This is a genomic window from Pyramidobacter sp. CG50-2, from assembly GCF_003612005.1.
In the GTDB taxonomy this organism is placed as follows: domain Bacteria; phylum Synergistota; class Synergistia; order Synergistales; family Dethiosulfovibrionaceae; genus Pyramidobacter.
Genome location: NZ_RAWT01000037.1, coordinates 1 through 16,064, shown reverse-complemented (window position 1 = coordinate 16,064; position 16,064 = coordinate 1). Strand labels below are relative to the sequence as shown.

General features: G+C 56.7%; 14 protein-coding genes. 13 read left to right on the top strand and 1 reads right to left on the bottom strand.

Annotated elements, in window-relative coordinates:
• Positions 1 to 20 precede the first annotated feature (20 nt).
• Together D7D26_RS08385 and D7D26_RS08380 are read left to right on the top strand one after the other, a co-directional pair.
• Positions 21 to 467 (top strand): hypothetical protein, encoded by a 447-nt coding sequence (locus tag D7D26_RS08385; RefSeq protein ID WP_143521858.1) that lies wholly within the window; start codon positions 21 to 23, stop codon positions 465 to 467.
• Positions 464 to 2,299 (top strand): hypothetical protein, encoded by a 1,836-nt coding sequence (locus tag D7D26_RS08380; protein ID WP_120372744.1) that lies wholly within the window; start codon positions 464 to 466, stop codon positions 2,297 to 2,299. The genes D7D26_RS08385 and D7D26_RS08380 overlap by 4 nt, the downstream gene beginning before the upstream one ends.
• A 238-nt stretch (positions 2,300 to 2,537) precedes the next feature.
• Here the strand turns inward: D7D26_RS08380 and greA are convergent, their stop codons facing one another.
• Positions 2,538 to 3,032: a transcription elongation factor GreA gene (greA, locus tag D7D26_RS08375; protein ID WP_078015186.1), complete on the bottom strand. Its 495-nt coding sequence runs from the start codon at positions 3,030 to 3,032 to the stop codon at positions 2,538 to 2,540.
• 238 nt (positions 3,033 to 3,270) lie between these two features.
• Here greA and D7D26_RS08370 point away from each other — a divergent pair, with 238 nt between their 5' ends.
• From D7D26_RS08370 to D7D26_RS08320, 11 genes are all read left to right on the top strand, one after another.
• Positions 3,271 to 4,971, top strand: a complete 1,701-nt coding sequence (locus D7D26_RS08370) for a ribonuclease J (RefSeq protein ID WP_233543510.1) — start codon at positions 3,271 to 3,273, stop codon at positions 4,969 to 4,971.
• 63 nt (positions 4,972 to 5,034) lie between these two features.
• Entirely contained in the window at positions 5,035 to 5,844 is an 810-nt protein-coding gene (locus D7D26_RS08365) for an undecaprenyl-diphosphate phosphatase (protein ID WP_233543509.1), read from the top strand.
• Between the two features lie 3 nt (positions 5,845 to 5,847).
• Positions 5,848 to 6,450, top strand: coding sequence for a Maf family protein (locus tag D7D26_RS08360; protein WP_120372743.1), 603 nt, complete (start codon positions 5,848 to 5,850; stop codon positions 6,448 to 6,450).
• A complete protein-coding gene (locus D7D26_RS08355) occupies positions 6,447 to 8,357 on the top strand; it encodes a DUF5693 family protein (RefSeq protein WP_342447427.1) in 1,911 nt (636 codons plus the stop codon). Before D7D26_RS08360 ends, D7D26_RS08355 begins: the two co-directional genes overlap by 4 nt.
• Position 8,358: 1 nt before the next feature.
• A complete protein-coding gene (locus tag D7D26_RS08350) occupies positions 8,359 to 9,351 on the top strand; it encodes a polysaccharide pyruvyl transferase family protein (RefSeq protein WP_120372741.1) in 993 nt (330 codons plus the stop codon).
• A gap of 59 nt (positions 9,352 to 9,410) precedes the next feature.
• Positions 9,411 to 10,106, top strand: a complete 696-nt coding sequence (locus D7D26_RS08345; protein ID WP_078015180.1) for a cell division ATP-binding protein FtsE — start codon at positions 9,411 to 9,413, stop codon at positions 10,104 to 10,106.
• On the top strand, positions 10,093 to 10,977 hold the full coding sequence (locus tag D7D26_RS08340) for a cell division protein FtsX (RefSeq protein WP_078015179.1): 885 nt from the start codon (positions 10,093 to 10,095) through the stop codon (positions 10,975 to 10,977). Before D7D26_RS08345 ends, D7D26_RS08340 begins: the two co-directional genes overlap by 14 nt.
• A gap of 232 nt (positions 10,978 to 11,209) precedes the next feature.
• Entirely contained in the window at positions 11,210 to 12,187 is a 978-nt protein-coding gene (locus D7D26_RS08335) for a murein hydrolase activator EnvC family protein (protein ID WP_158606315.1), read from the top strand.
• Positions 12,188 to 12,221: 34 nt separating this feature from the next.
• Positions 12,222 to 13,679: a S41 family peptidase gene (locus tag D7D26_RS08330; protein ID WP_078015177.1), complete on the top strand. Its 1,458-nt coding sequence runs from the start codon at positions 12,222 to 12,224 to the stop codon at positions 13,677 to 13,679.
• Between the two features lie 26 nt (positions 13,680 to 13,705).
• Complete coding sequence (locus tag D7D26_RS08325) at positions 13,706 to 14,647, top strand: divergent polysaccharide deacetylase family protein (RefSeq protein WP_158606314.1); 942 nt, start codon at positions 13,706 to 13,708, stop codon at positions 14,645 to 14,647.
• Positions 14,644 to 15,930: an adenylosuccinate synthase gene (locus tag D7D26_RS08320; RefSeq protein WP_120372739.1), complete on the top strand. Its 1,287-nt coding sequence runs from the start codon at positions 14,644 to 14,646 to the stop codon at positions 15,928 to 15,930. Before D7D26_RS08325 ends, D7D26_RS08320 begins: the two co-directional genes overlap by 4 nt.
• The last annotated feature ends 134 nt before the right edge of the window (positions 15,931 to 16,064 follow it).

Genomic DNA, 16,064 nt, shown 5'->3' with positions numbered 1-16,064 from the left:
CTCTGAGACGCGATCTCGATGTGATCGGGGCCCTTGTCGATACCGGCAAGGAATTGAGCTGGGAAATAGGCGGCGTTACCGCGGTTCGCAACGTCGGCAAAGACCAGTGGAGGATCAGCGCGGAGAAAGTTGTGCGTGACCATCCTGTGGAACATTTGAACAAAATCTCAAGCCAGATCATGGGGCCATCCGGTCTGCGCACGATCAACGCCCCCAACGGAACCTACGATCATGAAAACGGTACGTTGACGTTGCGCGATGCCGACGGAATATGGCAGCGCCCTGAGCATCCTTTCGAGTGGAAGACGCCGGAAGCTCGCTGGGAGCAAAAAAACGACGTGTGGAATTTCCCTCGGGGAGTGACCGTAAGCGGCGACGTTTATACGTTGGTCTGCAAGAATGCGGTTATGGACGGACAACGCAAAATATGTGTCAAAGATGGATGCATACGGTGGTGGAGTGAATGACGAAATATTCGACGTGTCTCGGGGGGCTCGTGCTCGCTTTTTCTCTGCTGGCGCCGACGAATGACGTTTGGGCGGCGCAGAAAAAGCTGCCTGAGGTCACGGACACGCTGCCTGTCGTCCTCGAGGCGGACGGCATCGAGTTTGACGAAGTCAATCATCTTGCCACCGCGCGAGGTCACGCCGTGGTGCGTTATACCGATCTGGTGTTCCGCGCGGATCGGGTGACGCTGGATTCGGAGACGAATGTGATCAGAGCGTTTGCCTCTGCCGGAAAGAAAATCAAAGTCCAGCGTCAAAATGCGGACACGTTGGCGGGCGACTTTCTTGAGTATCATCTGAATGATTCGACAGGATATCTCGAAGGAGCCGAAGGATCGTCGAAAGTTCCTTACGGTGCCGTTTACATCAAGGGAGCGCGCGTCGAAGTTGCGGATCCGCAGACGGCCCACGAGAAAAAATGGCTGCGGGGAAAGTATCTGCGGGGAAGCGCTCCGGACAGCGCTGTCGTGCGTTGGAACAGCGCTTCATATACGACCTGCAAGCAGGATCACCCCCATTATTTGCTTCGTTCCAAGAAAATCGTCATGGTGCCGGGGAAGTATATCGTGCTTCATCATCCCCGGGTTTATGCAGGTTCTGCGTATCTGTTCACGATGCCGTTCAATATGGTCGTCAATCAAAAGCCAAAAGCGAAAAACGTCGTGACGATCATGCCGAACTATGACAGCGACAAACACTTGGGACTGGAAGCGCGTTCGACCTTTTCCTGGGACGCCGGACAGCTTGCCCTCGGGGCGGGGATCTGGCAGGAAGGCATGTTCGAGTATCAGGCGCGCGTCGATCAACAGGTGGCCCCGTGGCTGTCTCTGTATGCGGGAGACAATCATCAGTACGACAGCAATACGGACGAGACCAAGTCCCGTCCCTTCTGGGGGGCGGCGCTGGCGCGTTCCGGCTGGGCCATGGACATCGGCTGGGCTCAGAGGGAAAAACGTTCGATCATAAGAAAGCCTGGTCAGAAAGAATATGAAACGACGCTTTGGCGCGACCCGGAAGTGGAACTGACCTCCCCCTGGGTCGGACTTCATATTGGCGACTTCTCTCAATATGCTCGCTTCAAGGGAAACTGGGGGAGATTTCAGGAAACGGGAGTCGATCGAAAAGGGTATCAGGGCGATTTTATCGAGCGTTACGGCTGGGGGATCGATTATTACACCGAATATCCCTTTCGGCTCGGCGCCTGGACCGTCTCTCCCTTCTTCAAAGGCGACTACTGGAATTACGGCTATAAGAACGACGGCAGCGACCGCCAGATCGTGACGATCGGGACATTGGGCGTCAGGGCATCTTGCGGCGGCTTTGAGATCGGCTCTGCATTCGAGCAGAAAAGGGTGTCGGGGCGTTCCGCGTTTGGCAACGGTTGGGACCGCAATTATGATACGGACACCTTTTATCAGCGCGTGGGCGTAAAGATCGGGCCTTCTCTTACGTTTGCGGTACAGGGAGTTTTTGATCTGACCGGCAATAAGAATGAACTGTCTTCCATGGGGTACATCCTGACTTACGACAACAGCTGCTGTACGCGTTGGGAGCTGACGGTGAACGACGATCTGACGGACAGCAACAACAACGACTGGATCACGTTATCCTTTGCCATCACGGCGTTCCCCGACAGCCGGTTCAAGATCGGCAACGAGAACTTGAGCAATCCCTTTGGGCGTCCCGGCGGTTTGGCTGTGCGCCGGCAGCGCTATAAACCGACCCTTATGGAAAAGGACGGCACGGAACAGGCGGAAAACGCGGAGATCGCGATGCCTGAATTCGATGTCTAGAGAGAGCTTTGTACAGAAACGATAAATCAGGCCATGCCGGTTGAGCTGTACCGGCATGGCCTGATTTATCGTTTGCGATCGATGAAATCTGAAAAACGACGCGAAGCGGCGTACTTTCTTGCTCCAAAAATTGCACAAACGGAAACGAGTGGGATATAATAGAAAAGAGGCACAGCCCATCATGCTGAGCCTCTCGGCGTTTTTATATCGCGGTCCGCAAAGAGTTGGGCCGTTGGAACTATTTGACTTTGATCTTGCGAATCTTGAGCTTGCGGATTCCCATCGGGACCTTGACGGGCACTTCGTCGCCCACCCTTTTGTTCATCAGGGCTCGCCCTACGGGGCTCACGGAAGAAATGAGACCCTTTTCCGGATCGGATTCTTCCGAGCTGACAATGGAGTAGACGAACTCCTTGTTGTGGGTGATATCCATGATGGTCACGGTCGTTCCCACCGAAACGTGCGAATTGTCCAAACTGGCCGAATCGATGATTTTGGCGCGTGAAAGCTGATATTCCATGACTTGGATCTTGCCTTCGAGTTTTGCCTGGTCGTCCTTGGCCGCGGCATATTCGGCATTTTCGCTGAGATCGCCGAAAGAACGGGCCTCTTCGATCCTGCGGGCGATTTTATAACGTTCTTCGCTTCTGAGCTGTTTTAATTCGGTGCTCAGTTTGTCATAGCCTTCCTGAGTCATTAAAACAGCGTCGTCGTTGTGCTTGTGTTCTGCCACTTTTATACCTCCAGTTGGGGAAAGAAAGATTGAAATGCAAAGATGCCTTATACAATACTATTCTAGCAGAATTGTTCTTTCATTGCGAGAGCCATCGCAAAAATCATAGACAAGGAATGTTGAGATGAAAAATAATTCGAAGAGTGCAATATCAACGCAGCCCGCAACGGCGTCGCCCCAGAGAAAGGGCACCAAAGGGACGTACAGCCGGCGCACGATCAGCGAAAAGGGGACGGCAATGAACGTCTCACGCGCAGCCTATGCCCGCAGAAGAAAGATCGCCTCCGCGCCGACTGAAACGCTGAAGTTTATTCCTCTGGGCGGCCTGGGGGAGATCGGCAAGAACATGTACGCCATAGAGTACGAAAATGACATTGTGGTGATCGATGCCGGTCTGATGTTTCCCGATGAGGAGATGCTGGGCATCGACTTTGTCATTCCCGACATCTCCTATCTCGAAGAAAATCGAAAAAAAATCCGCGGCATCCTGATCACCCATGGGCATGAGGACCATATCGGCGCGCTGCCGTTCGTGCTGCCCAAGCTGGACGTCCCCGTGTACAGCGCCAAGCTTACTCTGGGCATGATCGAGGGGAAGATGCTGGAAGCCGCGCCGCGGTACAAGCCGCGGCTGGTGGAGGTCAAGGCCGGAGAAACCGTTGCGCTTGGCGTTTTCAAGGTTACGTTCATTTCCGTCTGTCACTCGATCCCCGACGCTTTGGGGATCGCCGTCGAGACCCCCCTCGGCGTCGTGCTCCATACGGGCGATTTCAAGTTCGATCCCACGCCTGTCGACGAACACGTCACCGATTACGCCGCTTTCGCCGAACTGGGGCGGAAGGGCGTGCTGCTCATGGCTTCCGACTCCACGAATGCTGAACGCGAAGGTTTTACAAAATCCGAAAAGTCGTTGATCGGGTCCATCGACAATCTTTTCCGTACCTACCGCAACCGGCGCGTCATCATTTCCGCTTTCGCCAGCAACCTTCATCGCGTCCAGCTGGTCCTTGACGCGGCGGCGCGCTTCAACAGGAAGGTCGTCTTCGCCGGGCGCAGCATGGTCAACAACGTCGAGCTGGCAATACGTCTGGGCTATATAAAGGCTGATCCCGAGACCGTCGTCCCTCTTGCCGAGATGGATTCTTACAACGATTCCCATCTTGTCGTGATGACGACCGGCAGTCAGGGAGAACCCTTTTCCGGGCTTGTTTTGATGAGCAAAGGCGCTCATCATCGAGTCAAGCTTGACAGCAAGGATGTGGTGGCCCTTTTCGCCAATCCCATTCCCGGCAACGAAAAATTGGTCAGCAACACCATCAACAGACTTTTTGAACTGGGATGCGAAGTCCTGTACGGCAGGGAGGCGGGGCTGCATGTTTCCGGACACGCCTCCAGAGAAGAGCTGAAAATGCTTCTCAGCATGGTGAAGCCTCGATATTTCGTTCCCGTTCACGGCGAATATCGCATGCAGATCCGCCACTCGCAGCTGGCCGAAGAAGTGGGGATCCCCGAAAAAAATGTTTTCATCATGAACAATGGCGACATCCTTTCCATCACGCGGAATTCGGCCGGGGTCAAAAGCAAAGCGCCGGCCGGCGCCGTGCTGGTAGACGGTATGGCGCTGGGGGAGAAGGAAGGCTCGATCCTGAAGGAACGTCAGGAACTTTCGGAGAACGGGGTCCTCGTGGTCTCGATCACGCTTGACAAGAAAGGACGTCTTGTCGGCGAGCCTTGTTTCGAGAGTTACGGCCAGATCCATTTCAAGGACGCGGAAGGGATGCGTCAGGAGTTTTCCGAAGCCGTCCGCCGCGCTTTGAAACGCGAGGCTTTGGAAGACGACGAGCTTTTGAAAAAGCAGATTTCCCTGCGATGCAAGGAGCTGCTGAGGAAGTACATGCGCAGCGCCTCCGCTGTGATTCCGTTGATCGCAAGGTTATAACGAGACATTGAGATTCGTTCAGAGCTTTTAGGCTCTGAACGAATTTTCTGGCGGATAAATTCTGTGAAACGGGTGAAAGTGATGACTCCATTTATTTCCAGCCTTTCGCAAGGCGTGTTGCAGGGATTGACCGAGTATCTGCCGGTCAGCAGCTCCGCGCACTTGGCGATATTTCAGCATGTGACGGGGAACGGCGAGGCGGGACTGGCGTTCGATCTGGTACTGCATGTGGCTACGGTCTGTTCTACGCTGGTTTATTTCGGCACAGACATTGTGCGGATGCTTTTCGAATTCTTTCGCGGTTTCAGAATGCCGGTCGGACAGAAATCAGACGGATGGTATTTCGGCTGGGCCGTCATCTTCGGATCCGTTCCCACGGCGATCATCGGTCTGCTGCTGAAGCCCTTCGTGGAGAGAATCGGCGCTTCGATGGCGGGCGTCGGCGGTGCGCTTTTGGTGACAGGCGTCTTGATGCTGATCCTTGCGGTCGTTCCCGCCGGCACGCGTAAAATTTGCGTTTCCATCGGCCTTATTGTCGGCATCGCTCAAGGAATCGCGGTGATCCCCGGTATCTCGCGTTCGGGAGCGACGTTGGTTGCAGGCGTTCTATGCGGCTTAAGCGCGGCGGAAGCGTTTCGCTTTTCGTTTTTGCTTTCTCTCCCGGCCATAACGGGCGCGGCAGTGCTTGAACTGCGCCATGCCGCCGGGGCGGGCGTATCCCTTCCCGAAGGCTGGCTTTATGGCGCGCTGCTTGCCTTTGTCTCCGGATTGATAGCGTTGTATGTGCTCCATCGCACGATCCTTCGCGGGCGCTGGTGGATTTTCGCTCTGTACTGCGGAGCGCTGGGACTTGTCGCGCTGCTCTGGCTTTGATTCATGCGCATCAGAGATGTTCACGTGATCCTCGCGTCGGCAAGCCCCCGGCGCAAGGAACTCCTTGAAAAAATCGGCCTGAGCTTCGACGTCATTCCCGCCGATGTTGCCGAAGAGAGGATGGCCGGCGAGTCTCCCGCGCGCTTGGTCATGAGGCTTTCCGAATTGAAAGGGCAATCCCTTGCCGTGAAATATCCGCAGGCATTGATCATCGCGTCCGACACGGTGGTGTCTCTGGGAGCGGAAATTTACGGCAAGCCGCACAACGGCGCGGAAGCTTTTGCCATGCTCTCGTCTCTTTCGGGCAGGGAGCACGCGGTGTACACCGGCCTGGCGCTGTTCTGGAAGAGGCGCCGACTCTGTCGGTACGAGTGTACGAAGGTGCAGTTCAGGGAACTGACCGCCTCGGTCATAAAGAGCTATGTTGCGACCGGCGAACCTTTCGGCAAGGCTGGCGGCTATGCGATTCAGGGGTTGGGCGGTCTTTTCGCGCGGGCGATCCACGGAGATTACTCGACGGTCGTGGGGTTCCCGGTGTGTCTGTTCGGCTCTATGATGGAAGAGTTGGGGTTTTCTTTAAATCAACTCTGGGAGGTGTCTTCATGATGACGAAAACTAAAAATGACGCAAGGGTATTTGTTTATTGTCTGTTCGCGGCATTGGCGCTTGCCATACCGTCTCTCATGTGGCGGTTGTTTCAAGAGCATGCGAACCGTTCTGCGCTGCTTGTGTTTGACCTGATGGAACTTCATTCCTTAAACGCGGAAGAGGGGCAGAATAGATTTGCGGCGCTGATGGAGGCGGGAATTTCTGCGTTCATGGTGCCCGAGTGCACGGCGGAAGATCTCGTCAAGGGGGCCGTCGATCAGGTAACGGCGGTTCCGGCAGCCGACGTGCCCGATTCAGTCCTCAGGAGTTTTTCTTATCCCTCGGGGACCGTCGTCATTCTCAGGGATCCGGCGCTGGCGGAACTGCAGCAAGAATATTTAAAGAGACGCTTCAAGAGCGGAGAGCGCGTCGCTGAGGGGCGGACCGTCTATTTCAGGATCCCGCGTCCTTATGTGCAGCTGGAAAAAGCGGGCGTCCTGCCCGATCTGCGTTCCATGCAGTACCTTTCGGCGGCCGGCGTGCCGTTGGTTTTCGCGCCGTCGCCCAGTGTGGGCAGCTCGGGGGAAGGGCTTGAGGAGAGCTTGACGTTTGTCTGCGACAATTTCTCCAGCGTCAAGGTCCTCTGTCCCACCGGAGAAATTGCCACAACTTACCCTGATACGGAACGACTGGGCAGCTTTGTCAAGGAACGCGGTTTGCTGATGGCGCAGGTAGAATTCTCGCGGCAGTACGGAGCGGCCAGACAGGTCGCTGCCGCCTGGCCGAACGTCGTGTCGCTGCATGCCGTGGATCGCGAGGAAGTCCTGAAAAGGAATATCATCCGCCCCATTATGCTGAATCGCTTTTACCGCGCCGCAGAGGAGAGAGAAGTGCGGCTTCTGGTGCTCCGCGCGGATCCTTTGCGCGCCGTTGCGCCTCAGCTTGCCGAATATTGCGAGGACGTCAAGGCTCTGCGGGCGCGTCTCGACGGAAACGGCTTCAAGCGTCTGTGGCCGGCCCCCGCTCCGTCCAGCCCATGGATCAATTCGTTTTTTTCGGCGATCGCTCTGCAGATTTTGTTTTTGCTGCTGCTGGCGAGATATGTCGAGCGTTATTTCGACATGTCGCTCCTTTCTCGGAAACGTTTTTTGGGCGTCCTTGCGGCGACGGCCGTCGTCCTGGGCGTGTGCTCTTTGTACGCGGGAATCCTTTCCCGACTTGGCGGAGCGTTTGCCGCCGGGTTCCTGGCGGCGGAAGCTTCGCTGTTGGCCATGGATCGCTGGAAGGTGCCCCTGCGCGGGGCGGTTGAAGGTTTTCTGCTCGTGCTTGTCGGCGGTCTCGTGATCGCCGGCCGTTTTTCCGTGCCTCTCTATATGTATCGCCTGAGCACGTTCAGCGGCGTCAAGCTGAGCTTGCTCCTTCCGCTGCTCCTCATTCTGCTGATCGACGTGCATAAGCGCGAACATCCCGAATCATTGCCCGAGATTTTGTCGCGGCCGCCGCTTTGGGGCGAAATCGTGCTGGCGGGAACGCTGCTGCTGGGCGCCGCAGTAATGCTGCTGCGCAGCGGAAATTACGGGTTCGTCGGAACGTCCGAGATCATGTTCCGCGACTGGCTTGAGAAAATCCTCGGCGCCCGTCCCAGGACCAAGGAATTTCTCATCGGCTATCCAGCCCTGGTCGTCTGGTACTATCTAAAACGTCAGGAAATGTGGGCTCATTGGCGGGAAATCCTTCGCCTGGCCGCGACGCTGGCTTTCTCCTCCGCGGTGAACAGCTTCTGCCATTTCCATACGCCCTTGCCTTTGACGTTGCTTCGGGGCTTCAACGGATGGTGGATCGGCCTGGTGCTGGGCAGCCTCGTCCTGTTTGTCGGCGTACGCATGGGGCGGCCGCTCTTCCGGCGGCTGCGCAGTCTCTTGTAAAATGACGCGCCGCTGGAAAGTTCTGCTCTGCGGCTATTACGGCATGGGAAATCTCGGCGACGAGCTGCTGGCGGCCGCGACCATTCGGCTTCTGAAAAACTGCGGCCTGAAGGAACGCGAGATCGCCATGCTGTCGGGAGAACCGAAAAAAAGCGCGGAACAGCATCGCGTTTATCCAATCGACCGCTGGTCCCGCCGGGATGTTGTCCGGGCTTTGAGGCTCAGCGAGACTTTGCTGCTCGGCGGCGGCGGAATTTTTCAGGACAGTTCCAGTTTTCGCAGTCCGTGGTATTATTGGACGGTAGTTAGATTGGCCAAACTCTGCGGCTGCAAAACATGGGCGGTCGGCCAGTCCATCGGCCCGCTGTCGCGCCGGATCAATCGCCTTTTGGCCCAAGACGCCTTCCGAAGCTGCGAGGTCGTTTCGGTCCGGGATCTTCACTCGCAGACTTTTCTCAACGGACAGTGCCTTCTTTCGGACGATCTGGCCCTGGCGCTTCCTTTCGGGAGAGAGAGCCGGCGCCCCGAATATTTCCTCGTAAATTTCCGCCGTCATGACGGGGAGCTGGAGTACGAAGCCGCGAGGGCTTACGCCCGTTCGTCTCCTGCCGGGAAACTGAAAACCGTCGGAGTCGCGATGGACAAGAACGATCTCCAGCTGATGCGGGAGATCCGGGAACGCGGCGTGTGCGGAGTCGACGAGCTTATATATCCCGACGCTGAACAGCTGTCGAAACTTTTCAGCGGCGCCGCGGGAGCGTTTGGCATGCGCCTTCACTTTGGCGTGCTCTCGCTGAAGGCGGGCGTCCCATGCACGCTGATCCCGTACGATTCGAAAGTGTCCGATTTCGCCGGGCGTTGGGGAGGAACTCTATGGAACGGCGGCGGGGTCCTCTTTCCCCGCCCATGGCAAAAGCGGGCCGATCTGGAAGCGGCGTGCGCGGCGATCCAGTCCGACTTTGTCCTCTGCTTCGAAAGGGCAATGCGCTTGTGATTGTGGTATGATAATCAGCGGCGCTTTTGATTGGGAATGGCGACAGGAGGTGCATTGCTATGGAGATCCACATAAACGGACTGACGAAAATCTTTCCGCCGAACATCCAGGCCCTCAGCGATATCTATCTGGACATTTCGGAAGGAGAGTTCGTATACCTGATCGGCACTACCGGTTCCGGAAAAACGACGCTGATGCGGATGCTGACCCGGGAAGTGCTGCCGACACGAGGACAGGTCAGCCTCGACGGAATCGACCTGCGCCGGCTCTCGTCTTCCAGTCTGCCATACTTTCGACGCGACATCGGCGTGGTGTTTCAGGATTACAAATTGTTGCCGAATCTGACGGCATGGGAGAACGTGGCCTTTGTTCTCGAAGTGTGCGGGGTGCCGCGCGCGGAGGCACGCGAAAGAACCGACGACGTCATCGATAAGGTCGGCCTTTGGAACCGCAGGGGGCTTATGCCCGATCAGCTTTCCGGCGGAGAACAACAGAGAGTCGCCATCGCGCGGGCGATCGTGAATGCGCCGCGCCTCTTTTTGGCGGACGAACCGACCGGCAACCTGGACGTGCATACGGCGGAGTACGTGATGAAACTGCTGCTGTCCATCCATGCCGCGGGAACCACCGTGATCGTGGCGACGCACGATCAGCACTTGGTCGATACGTATCGTCAGCGCGTGGTGGAACTGCACATGGGACGCCTGGTCCGCGACGAGCGGGAAGGGAGGTACAGCATCAGTGGGGACTTATAGGTATGTTGTGCGCGACACGCTGCGGCTGTTTTTTCGTCACTGGGGTTTGAGCCTTCTGACGCTGGTCACCGCCGCCTCGGTCTTTTTTCTTGTCGGGGCAAGCTCTCTTCTGGCGCTGAATATCCGCAAAATTGCCGTGAACATCCAGAGCGACTTGGTAATACAGGCTTATGCTTCCTCGGAGGAAGCGGTGCATCACATTATCGACGCTTTGAAGGATAACCGTGACATTGCGGAGCTGAAGTACATCTCCCCTCAGGAGGGGCTGGATCGTCTGCGCGCGAAAATGGGCGCCCAGTCGAAAGCGGTGACGCTGTTGGGAGACAATCCTTTGCCCTGGACGATCGAGATCAAGGTGAGACAAGCTCCGCTGGTGACTTCGATCGTCAAGCAGCTTTCGGGGATGAGCGAGATCGACGACTTGATGTACTCCGGAGCGCTGGCCGAACGTCTGGTGAAGCTGTCCTCGCTGATTTCCAAAATCGCTCTGACGGTTCTCGTGATCGCGATGCTTGTGAGCGGCCTGGTCTTCTATAACACGATTCGCATCGGCATTTATTCAAGGCGTCAGGAGATATCGGTGATGCTTCTTGTCGGCTCGACCCGCTCATACGTGGCGTCTCCCTTCGTCCTCAACGGAATGCTGCTGGGGCTGTTAGGCGCTGTGGCCGCTGTGATCCTGCTGCATTATGGACAGCTGCATGTCATGGGGACGATCGATGCGGTCCTGCCGTTTCTGCGTCAGCAGTTGCAGTGGAGAGAGATCGTTTTGCTCGATCAGGTCCTGCTTTGCGCAGGTGTGACGATGGGGTGGCTGTGCAGCTTTATCGCTGTGCGCCATTACATAAAAAATGCGGCTGCCCCGCTTTAGAACCTGCGTCCTGCCGGTCTTGAAACGCCGCTTGCGCTCAGGAAAAGCCGTCTGGCTTTCCCTTTGCGTGGCGCTCGTTCTCGGCTCTCCGGCCTTGAGCGCGTCAAGCCTCGACGACAAGATCGCTCAGCAGAAAAAGCAGCTGGATCTGCTGAACAAACGCATTCAATATCATACTCGCGAACTTGCCGAAGCGAAGGCAAAGGAAAAGGGGTATCTGCGCGAACTGTCTGTGTTCGATCACCGCGTCCAGCAGTCCGAGGAGCAGATTGCCCTGCTTGATCTGCAGATCGAAAAGAACGAGCGGGAACTCAAAGAGGTCGGCGAAAGCATTGAGGAGCATAATAAGCGCATCGGAGCTTTGCAGGATATCCTCTCAAGACGGTGCGTCGCTATTTACAAATACGGCGGCGCGGCTGATTTGAACGCGATGCTCTCGGCGGCGGACCTGGCGGAGCTCAACAACCTGACGTATCTCATGAATCGTTTGAGTCGCCAGGACGAGAAAGACATCGAAGCTCTTGAAGCGGAAAAGTTGGCTCTGAAAAGCGACGAATTGAAACTTCAACAGACGCGCGGGCAATTGGCTCAGCGCCATAAACAGCGCACGCGGGAACAACAGGCCAATAAGCAGGCTGGAGCTCACCGCAGGGAACTTTTAGCTCGCGTGGAGAAGGATAAAAAAGCCCACGAAGCGGCGATGCGGGAGAGCGAGGAAGCCGAAAAAGCCCTGCAGAAAAAGATTGCCGAATACCTTAAGAAGAAGGCCCTTGCCGCTCGACCGGGGAAAAATAAAGGCGGCCGTATTCCCGCTTACGAAGGCAACGGCAAGTTCGACTGGCCGGTTCCAGACCGAAAGGTGACAAGCCGCTTCGGGATGCGGGTTCATCCTCGGTTCAAAACGAAACGTCAGCATACGGGCATCGATATCGCCTCTCCTCTGGGAACGCCGATCAAGACTGCCGGCCCCGGGGAGGTCATCTTTGCGGGGTGGATGAGAGGATACGGCCAAGTGGTCATCATCGATCACGGCGGCGGTTACGCCACTGTTTACGCTCATATGAGCAGGATTCAGGTCGATGAAGGGGACACCGTGAAGAGAGGGGCCACGATCGGCAGGGTCGGCATGACCGGCGTAGCGACCGGGGCGCATCTCCATTTCGAAGTGCGCGTGAATGGAGAGGCTCGCAATCCGTTGAAATATTTGTAGTGGAAGGAGTAGAAAGAGCCCTTTTGGGGAACTCATGAAAATACTGAAAAAATATCGCGATGTGGCGCTGGGGATTCTGATCGGCGCGGTCCTCATGACTCTTATCCCCGTGGTGTACGCCAGCAAGGGGGAATTGTCGCAGGTCGCTCCTTTCTCGACTGATTCGCTGTGGCTCCTGAAACAGGCGCGCGTTATTGTCGAGGCGTATCAGGTCGATGCGGCAAGCAACGACATCGATGAGAGTGAAATGGTCCATGGGGCCATGCGCGGAATGCTGGGCGCGTGGAAAGACCCATATACGCGTTTTCTCGATCCTCAGCAGTTGGAAGACGAGAAAACTTCCTTGGAGGGATCCTTTGGCGGTTTGGGAATCAATATCGCCAGCCGCGACGGGAAAATCCTCGTCATAAATCCCATTGAAGGAACGCCCGCCGATAAGGCCGGGCTGCGTCCCATGGACGAAATTGTCAGAGTGAACGATGATATCGTCATCGGCTGGGACCTCGACAAGGTTGTGAAACTGCTTCGCGGCGATCCCGGCACGGAAGTCTCCGTGGGGATCCGTCGCGCCGATACGGCCAGGCTGATCGATTTCAAGATCGTGCGGGACACGATCAAGATCGAGACCGTGCACGCGGAGATCCTCAGCGACGATATCGGTTACATTCGCCTGCGCCAGTTCATCAAGACCAGTGCGCCGGATGTGGGCAAGGCCGTCATCGATCTCAAAAACAAAAAAGCGAAGGGATTGATTCTCGATCTCAGGAATAATGGCGGCGGTCTGCTCGACTCAGCGCGCGATATCTGCGACCTGTTTATCGACGGAGGACTTGTCGTTTCGACGAAGGGGCGCGTTGATTCGGCGAACGAAGAGTTCTATGCGCATGAAGGCGTCCTGACTCAATTGCCCTTGGTCGTGCTGATCAACGAGGGCAGCGCCAGCGCTTCCGAGATCGTCTCCGGCGCTCTGCGCGACCGCAACGGTACGCTTCTGATCGGCGCCAAGAGTTTTGGCAAGGGATCGGTTCAGGTCCTCTTCAATCTTTCCGATGGCTCGGGGATGTTCGTGACGACGGCTCGCTATTTCACTCCGAAGGGAGTCCGCATTGACCACGTCGGGCTTTCTCCCGATATTTACGTGAAATCCCTGTGGAGCGACGAAGATCGCGATAAGGCGGATTCAAGCCAGGGAGACAAAGGCGAGGCGGAAGGAACTGGAACGCCGAATGGGAAAACGAAAAACGGGCCGTCAGAAGAAAAATCCACAAAAGACGCCAGCCCCCGCGATCCCCAGCTGGACAAAGCGAAAGAGACGCTCTTGAAACTGATTGCGGGAGAAAAACCGGAAACGCTGAGGGATCCCATCCCTGAGCCCGTGTCTTCCGACGTTTCCGTCATTTCCGCAGATCAGGGCAGCGATGACGCTGCAGTGAAGAGCGAACGCGACGATAAGAGTTCGAATCCCGACAAGAAACCCGTTCTTGGCAAATGAAGAATCCCTTCTGGGTTCTGGCGGCGGTGATCTCCTTTGCCGTCGTTTGCGTTTTTACGAACATGATGCACAATGGAGAGAGCGTACGGCGTCGAGAGGCAAGAAAAGCGGAGAACGCGGTCGTCTTGTCGGCGGAGGAGCGGCTGTGGCATCCAGGGGCGTTTCTTTCTCTGGAAAAAGCGCTGTCCTCGACGAAGAAAACGATTCTCGTGGCGGCCTCTTGGGTGGCGCGGCTCCAGTCGGCGGCGCTGCCAAAGAAAGGGAAGCCCGCCGCGGCGTCCCGCCCTCGTCTGGCCCTTGTTATTGATGATTTCGGCTATAATTACGGCATGGCCGAGCGCATCGCCCAGTTGAAACTGCGCGCGACGTGGGCGATTATTCCCGGTACGCCGCACGGTCACAAGATCGCCGAATATGCAGTCAGACAGGGGCAGCCTTTTCTGCTGCACGTGCCGATGCAGGCGCTGGGGGATCCGGACGGCGGACGCAATTATGTTATTGGGATTGACGTGCCGGAAAAGAAAATGGCCGAGTACCTTGCGTCGCTGCAGAAAGATTTTCCGCATGCGATCGGCATCAACAATCACAGAGGTTCAAAAGCGACTTCCGACGCGCCGACAATGCGCCGCTTTATGAAAGCGCTGTTGGCGACCCGGTGGGGCTTTCTGGACAGCCGCACCAGCGGCAGGACAGTCGCCGAAAAAACGGCGCGGAACTATCATATCCCGACCGCTCAGAACAAAGTGTTTATCGATGGGACAACGGATTTGCCCACGATGAAGGCGCGCTTCAACGCGGCGCTTCATCTGGCGAGAAAATATGGCAACGCTGTCGCGATTTGCCATGCGCGCGAGAAAACGTTCCCTTTTCTGGCCTACCTGAGCACACTTGACCTGAATCCGGTGGAGCTGGTGACGGTAGACGAGATCTGGAATTCGCAGCAGCCTGTTAAGGAGGAAAAACAATGAAGGGCAAGATCGAGGCACTTATCGGTGCTCAATGGGGAGACGAGGGAAAGGGCCGCGTTGTCGATTCCATCGGCTCGAGAGTGGATGTTTTCGCCCGTTATCAGGGCGGAGCGAACGCCGGCCATACCGTGTACGTCGACGGGGAGAAATACGTGTTTCGCCTTTTGCCTTCGGGAATGCTTTATCCCGGCAAGACCTGCGTGATCGGCAACGGCGTCGTCATCGATCCCGAGCAGCTGCTGAAAGAATTGGGCGAACTGCGCGCCCGGGGGAAAGACCGCGCGTGCCTTCGCGTCAGTGGAGCGGCTCACGTGGTGATGCCGTACCATAAGCTTTTCGACCAGCTCCAGGAGGAATCCCGCGACAGCGAGCATAAGATCGGCACGACCGGGCGCGGCATCGGTCCTTGCTATGCCGATAAATACACGCGCATTGGCATCCGCGTGGAAGACCTCCTGGACGAACATGTGCTGCGCGAAAAACTCGGCGTCGCTTTGGCCGAGAAGAACCGGATCCTTACCGGCGTGTACGGCAAAGAACCGTTGGCTCTCGGCCCCATTTATGAGCAGGCGTTCCAATGGGGCAAGGAGCTCTCGCCTTATGTGGCGGACGTTTCGCTTGAGGTATACAACGCGCTCGAGAACGGACAGACGGTGTTGTGCGAAGGCGCGCAGGGCACGTTGCTCGACGTCGACCACGGCACCTATCCCATGGTGACGAGCTCCAATCCCGTTTCTTCGGGCGGCTGCATCGGTCTGGGGATCGGCATGAAGTACGTAGACCGCGTCATCGGCGTGGCCAAAGCCTATCTGACCCGCGTCGGTTCGGGCCCGTTCCCGACGGAGGATTGCGGCCCCGACGGCGAAGAGATCCGCCGCAAGGGCGGCGAATTCGGCGCCGTGACCGGACGTCCGCGCCGCTGCGGCTGGCTCGATCTCGTCGCGCTCCGTTACGCCGTGCGGGTAAACGGCTTCACCTGTCTGGCTCTGACCAAGCTCGATATCCTGACCGGCTTCAAAGAGCTGAAAGTTTGCAATTCTTATAAAGTGGGCGACAAGATCGTCGCGGATTTTCCCTCCGCCATCGCCAAGCTGGCTCAAGTCGATCCCGTGTATTACTCGCTGCCCGGCTGGAGCGAAGACATTTCGGCGGCGCGCGCCTTCGAAGATCTGCCGGAAAACGCCCGCGAATATGTGCGGCACATCGAACAGGTCATCGGCATCCCCGTCGTTCTGATCGGCGTCGGCCCGGATCGCGAGCAGCTCGTGCTGCGCGGATTGTAAAAAACTCGTAAAAAACAAAAATGGAATGAGGAAACGAATTTTCGTTTCCTCATTCCATTTTTATTGTAAAACGAAAACCACCGGCAGTGCCGGTGGTTCCAAAAGGCTTTAGCTATGGAGAAAAAGGACTCCTC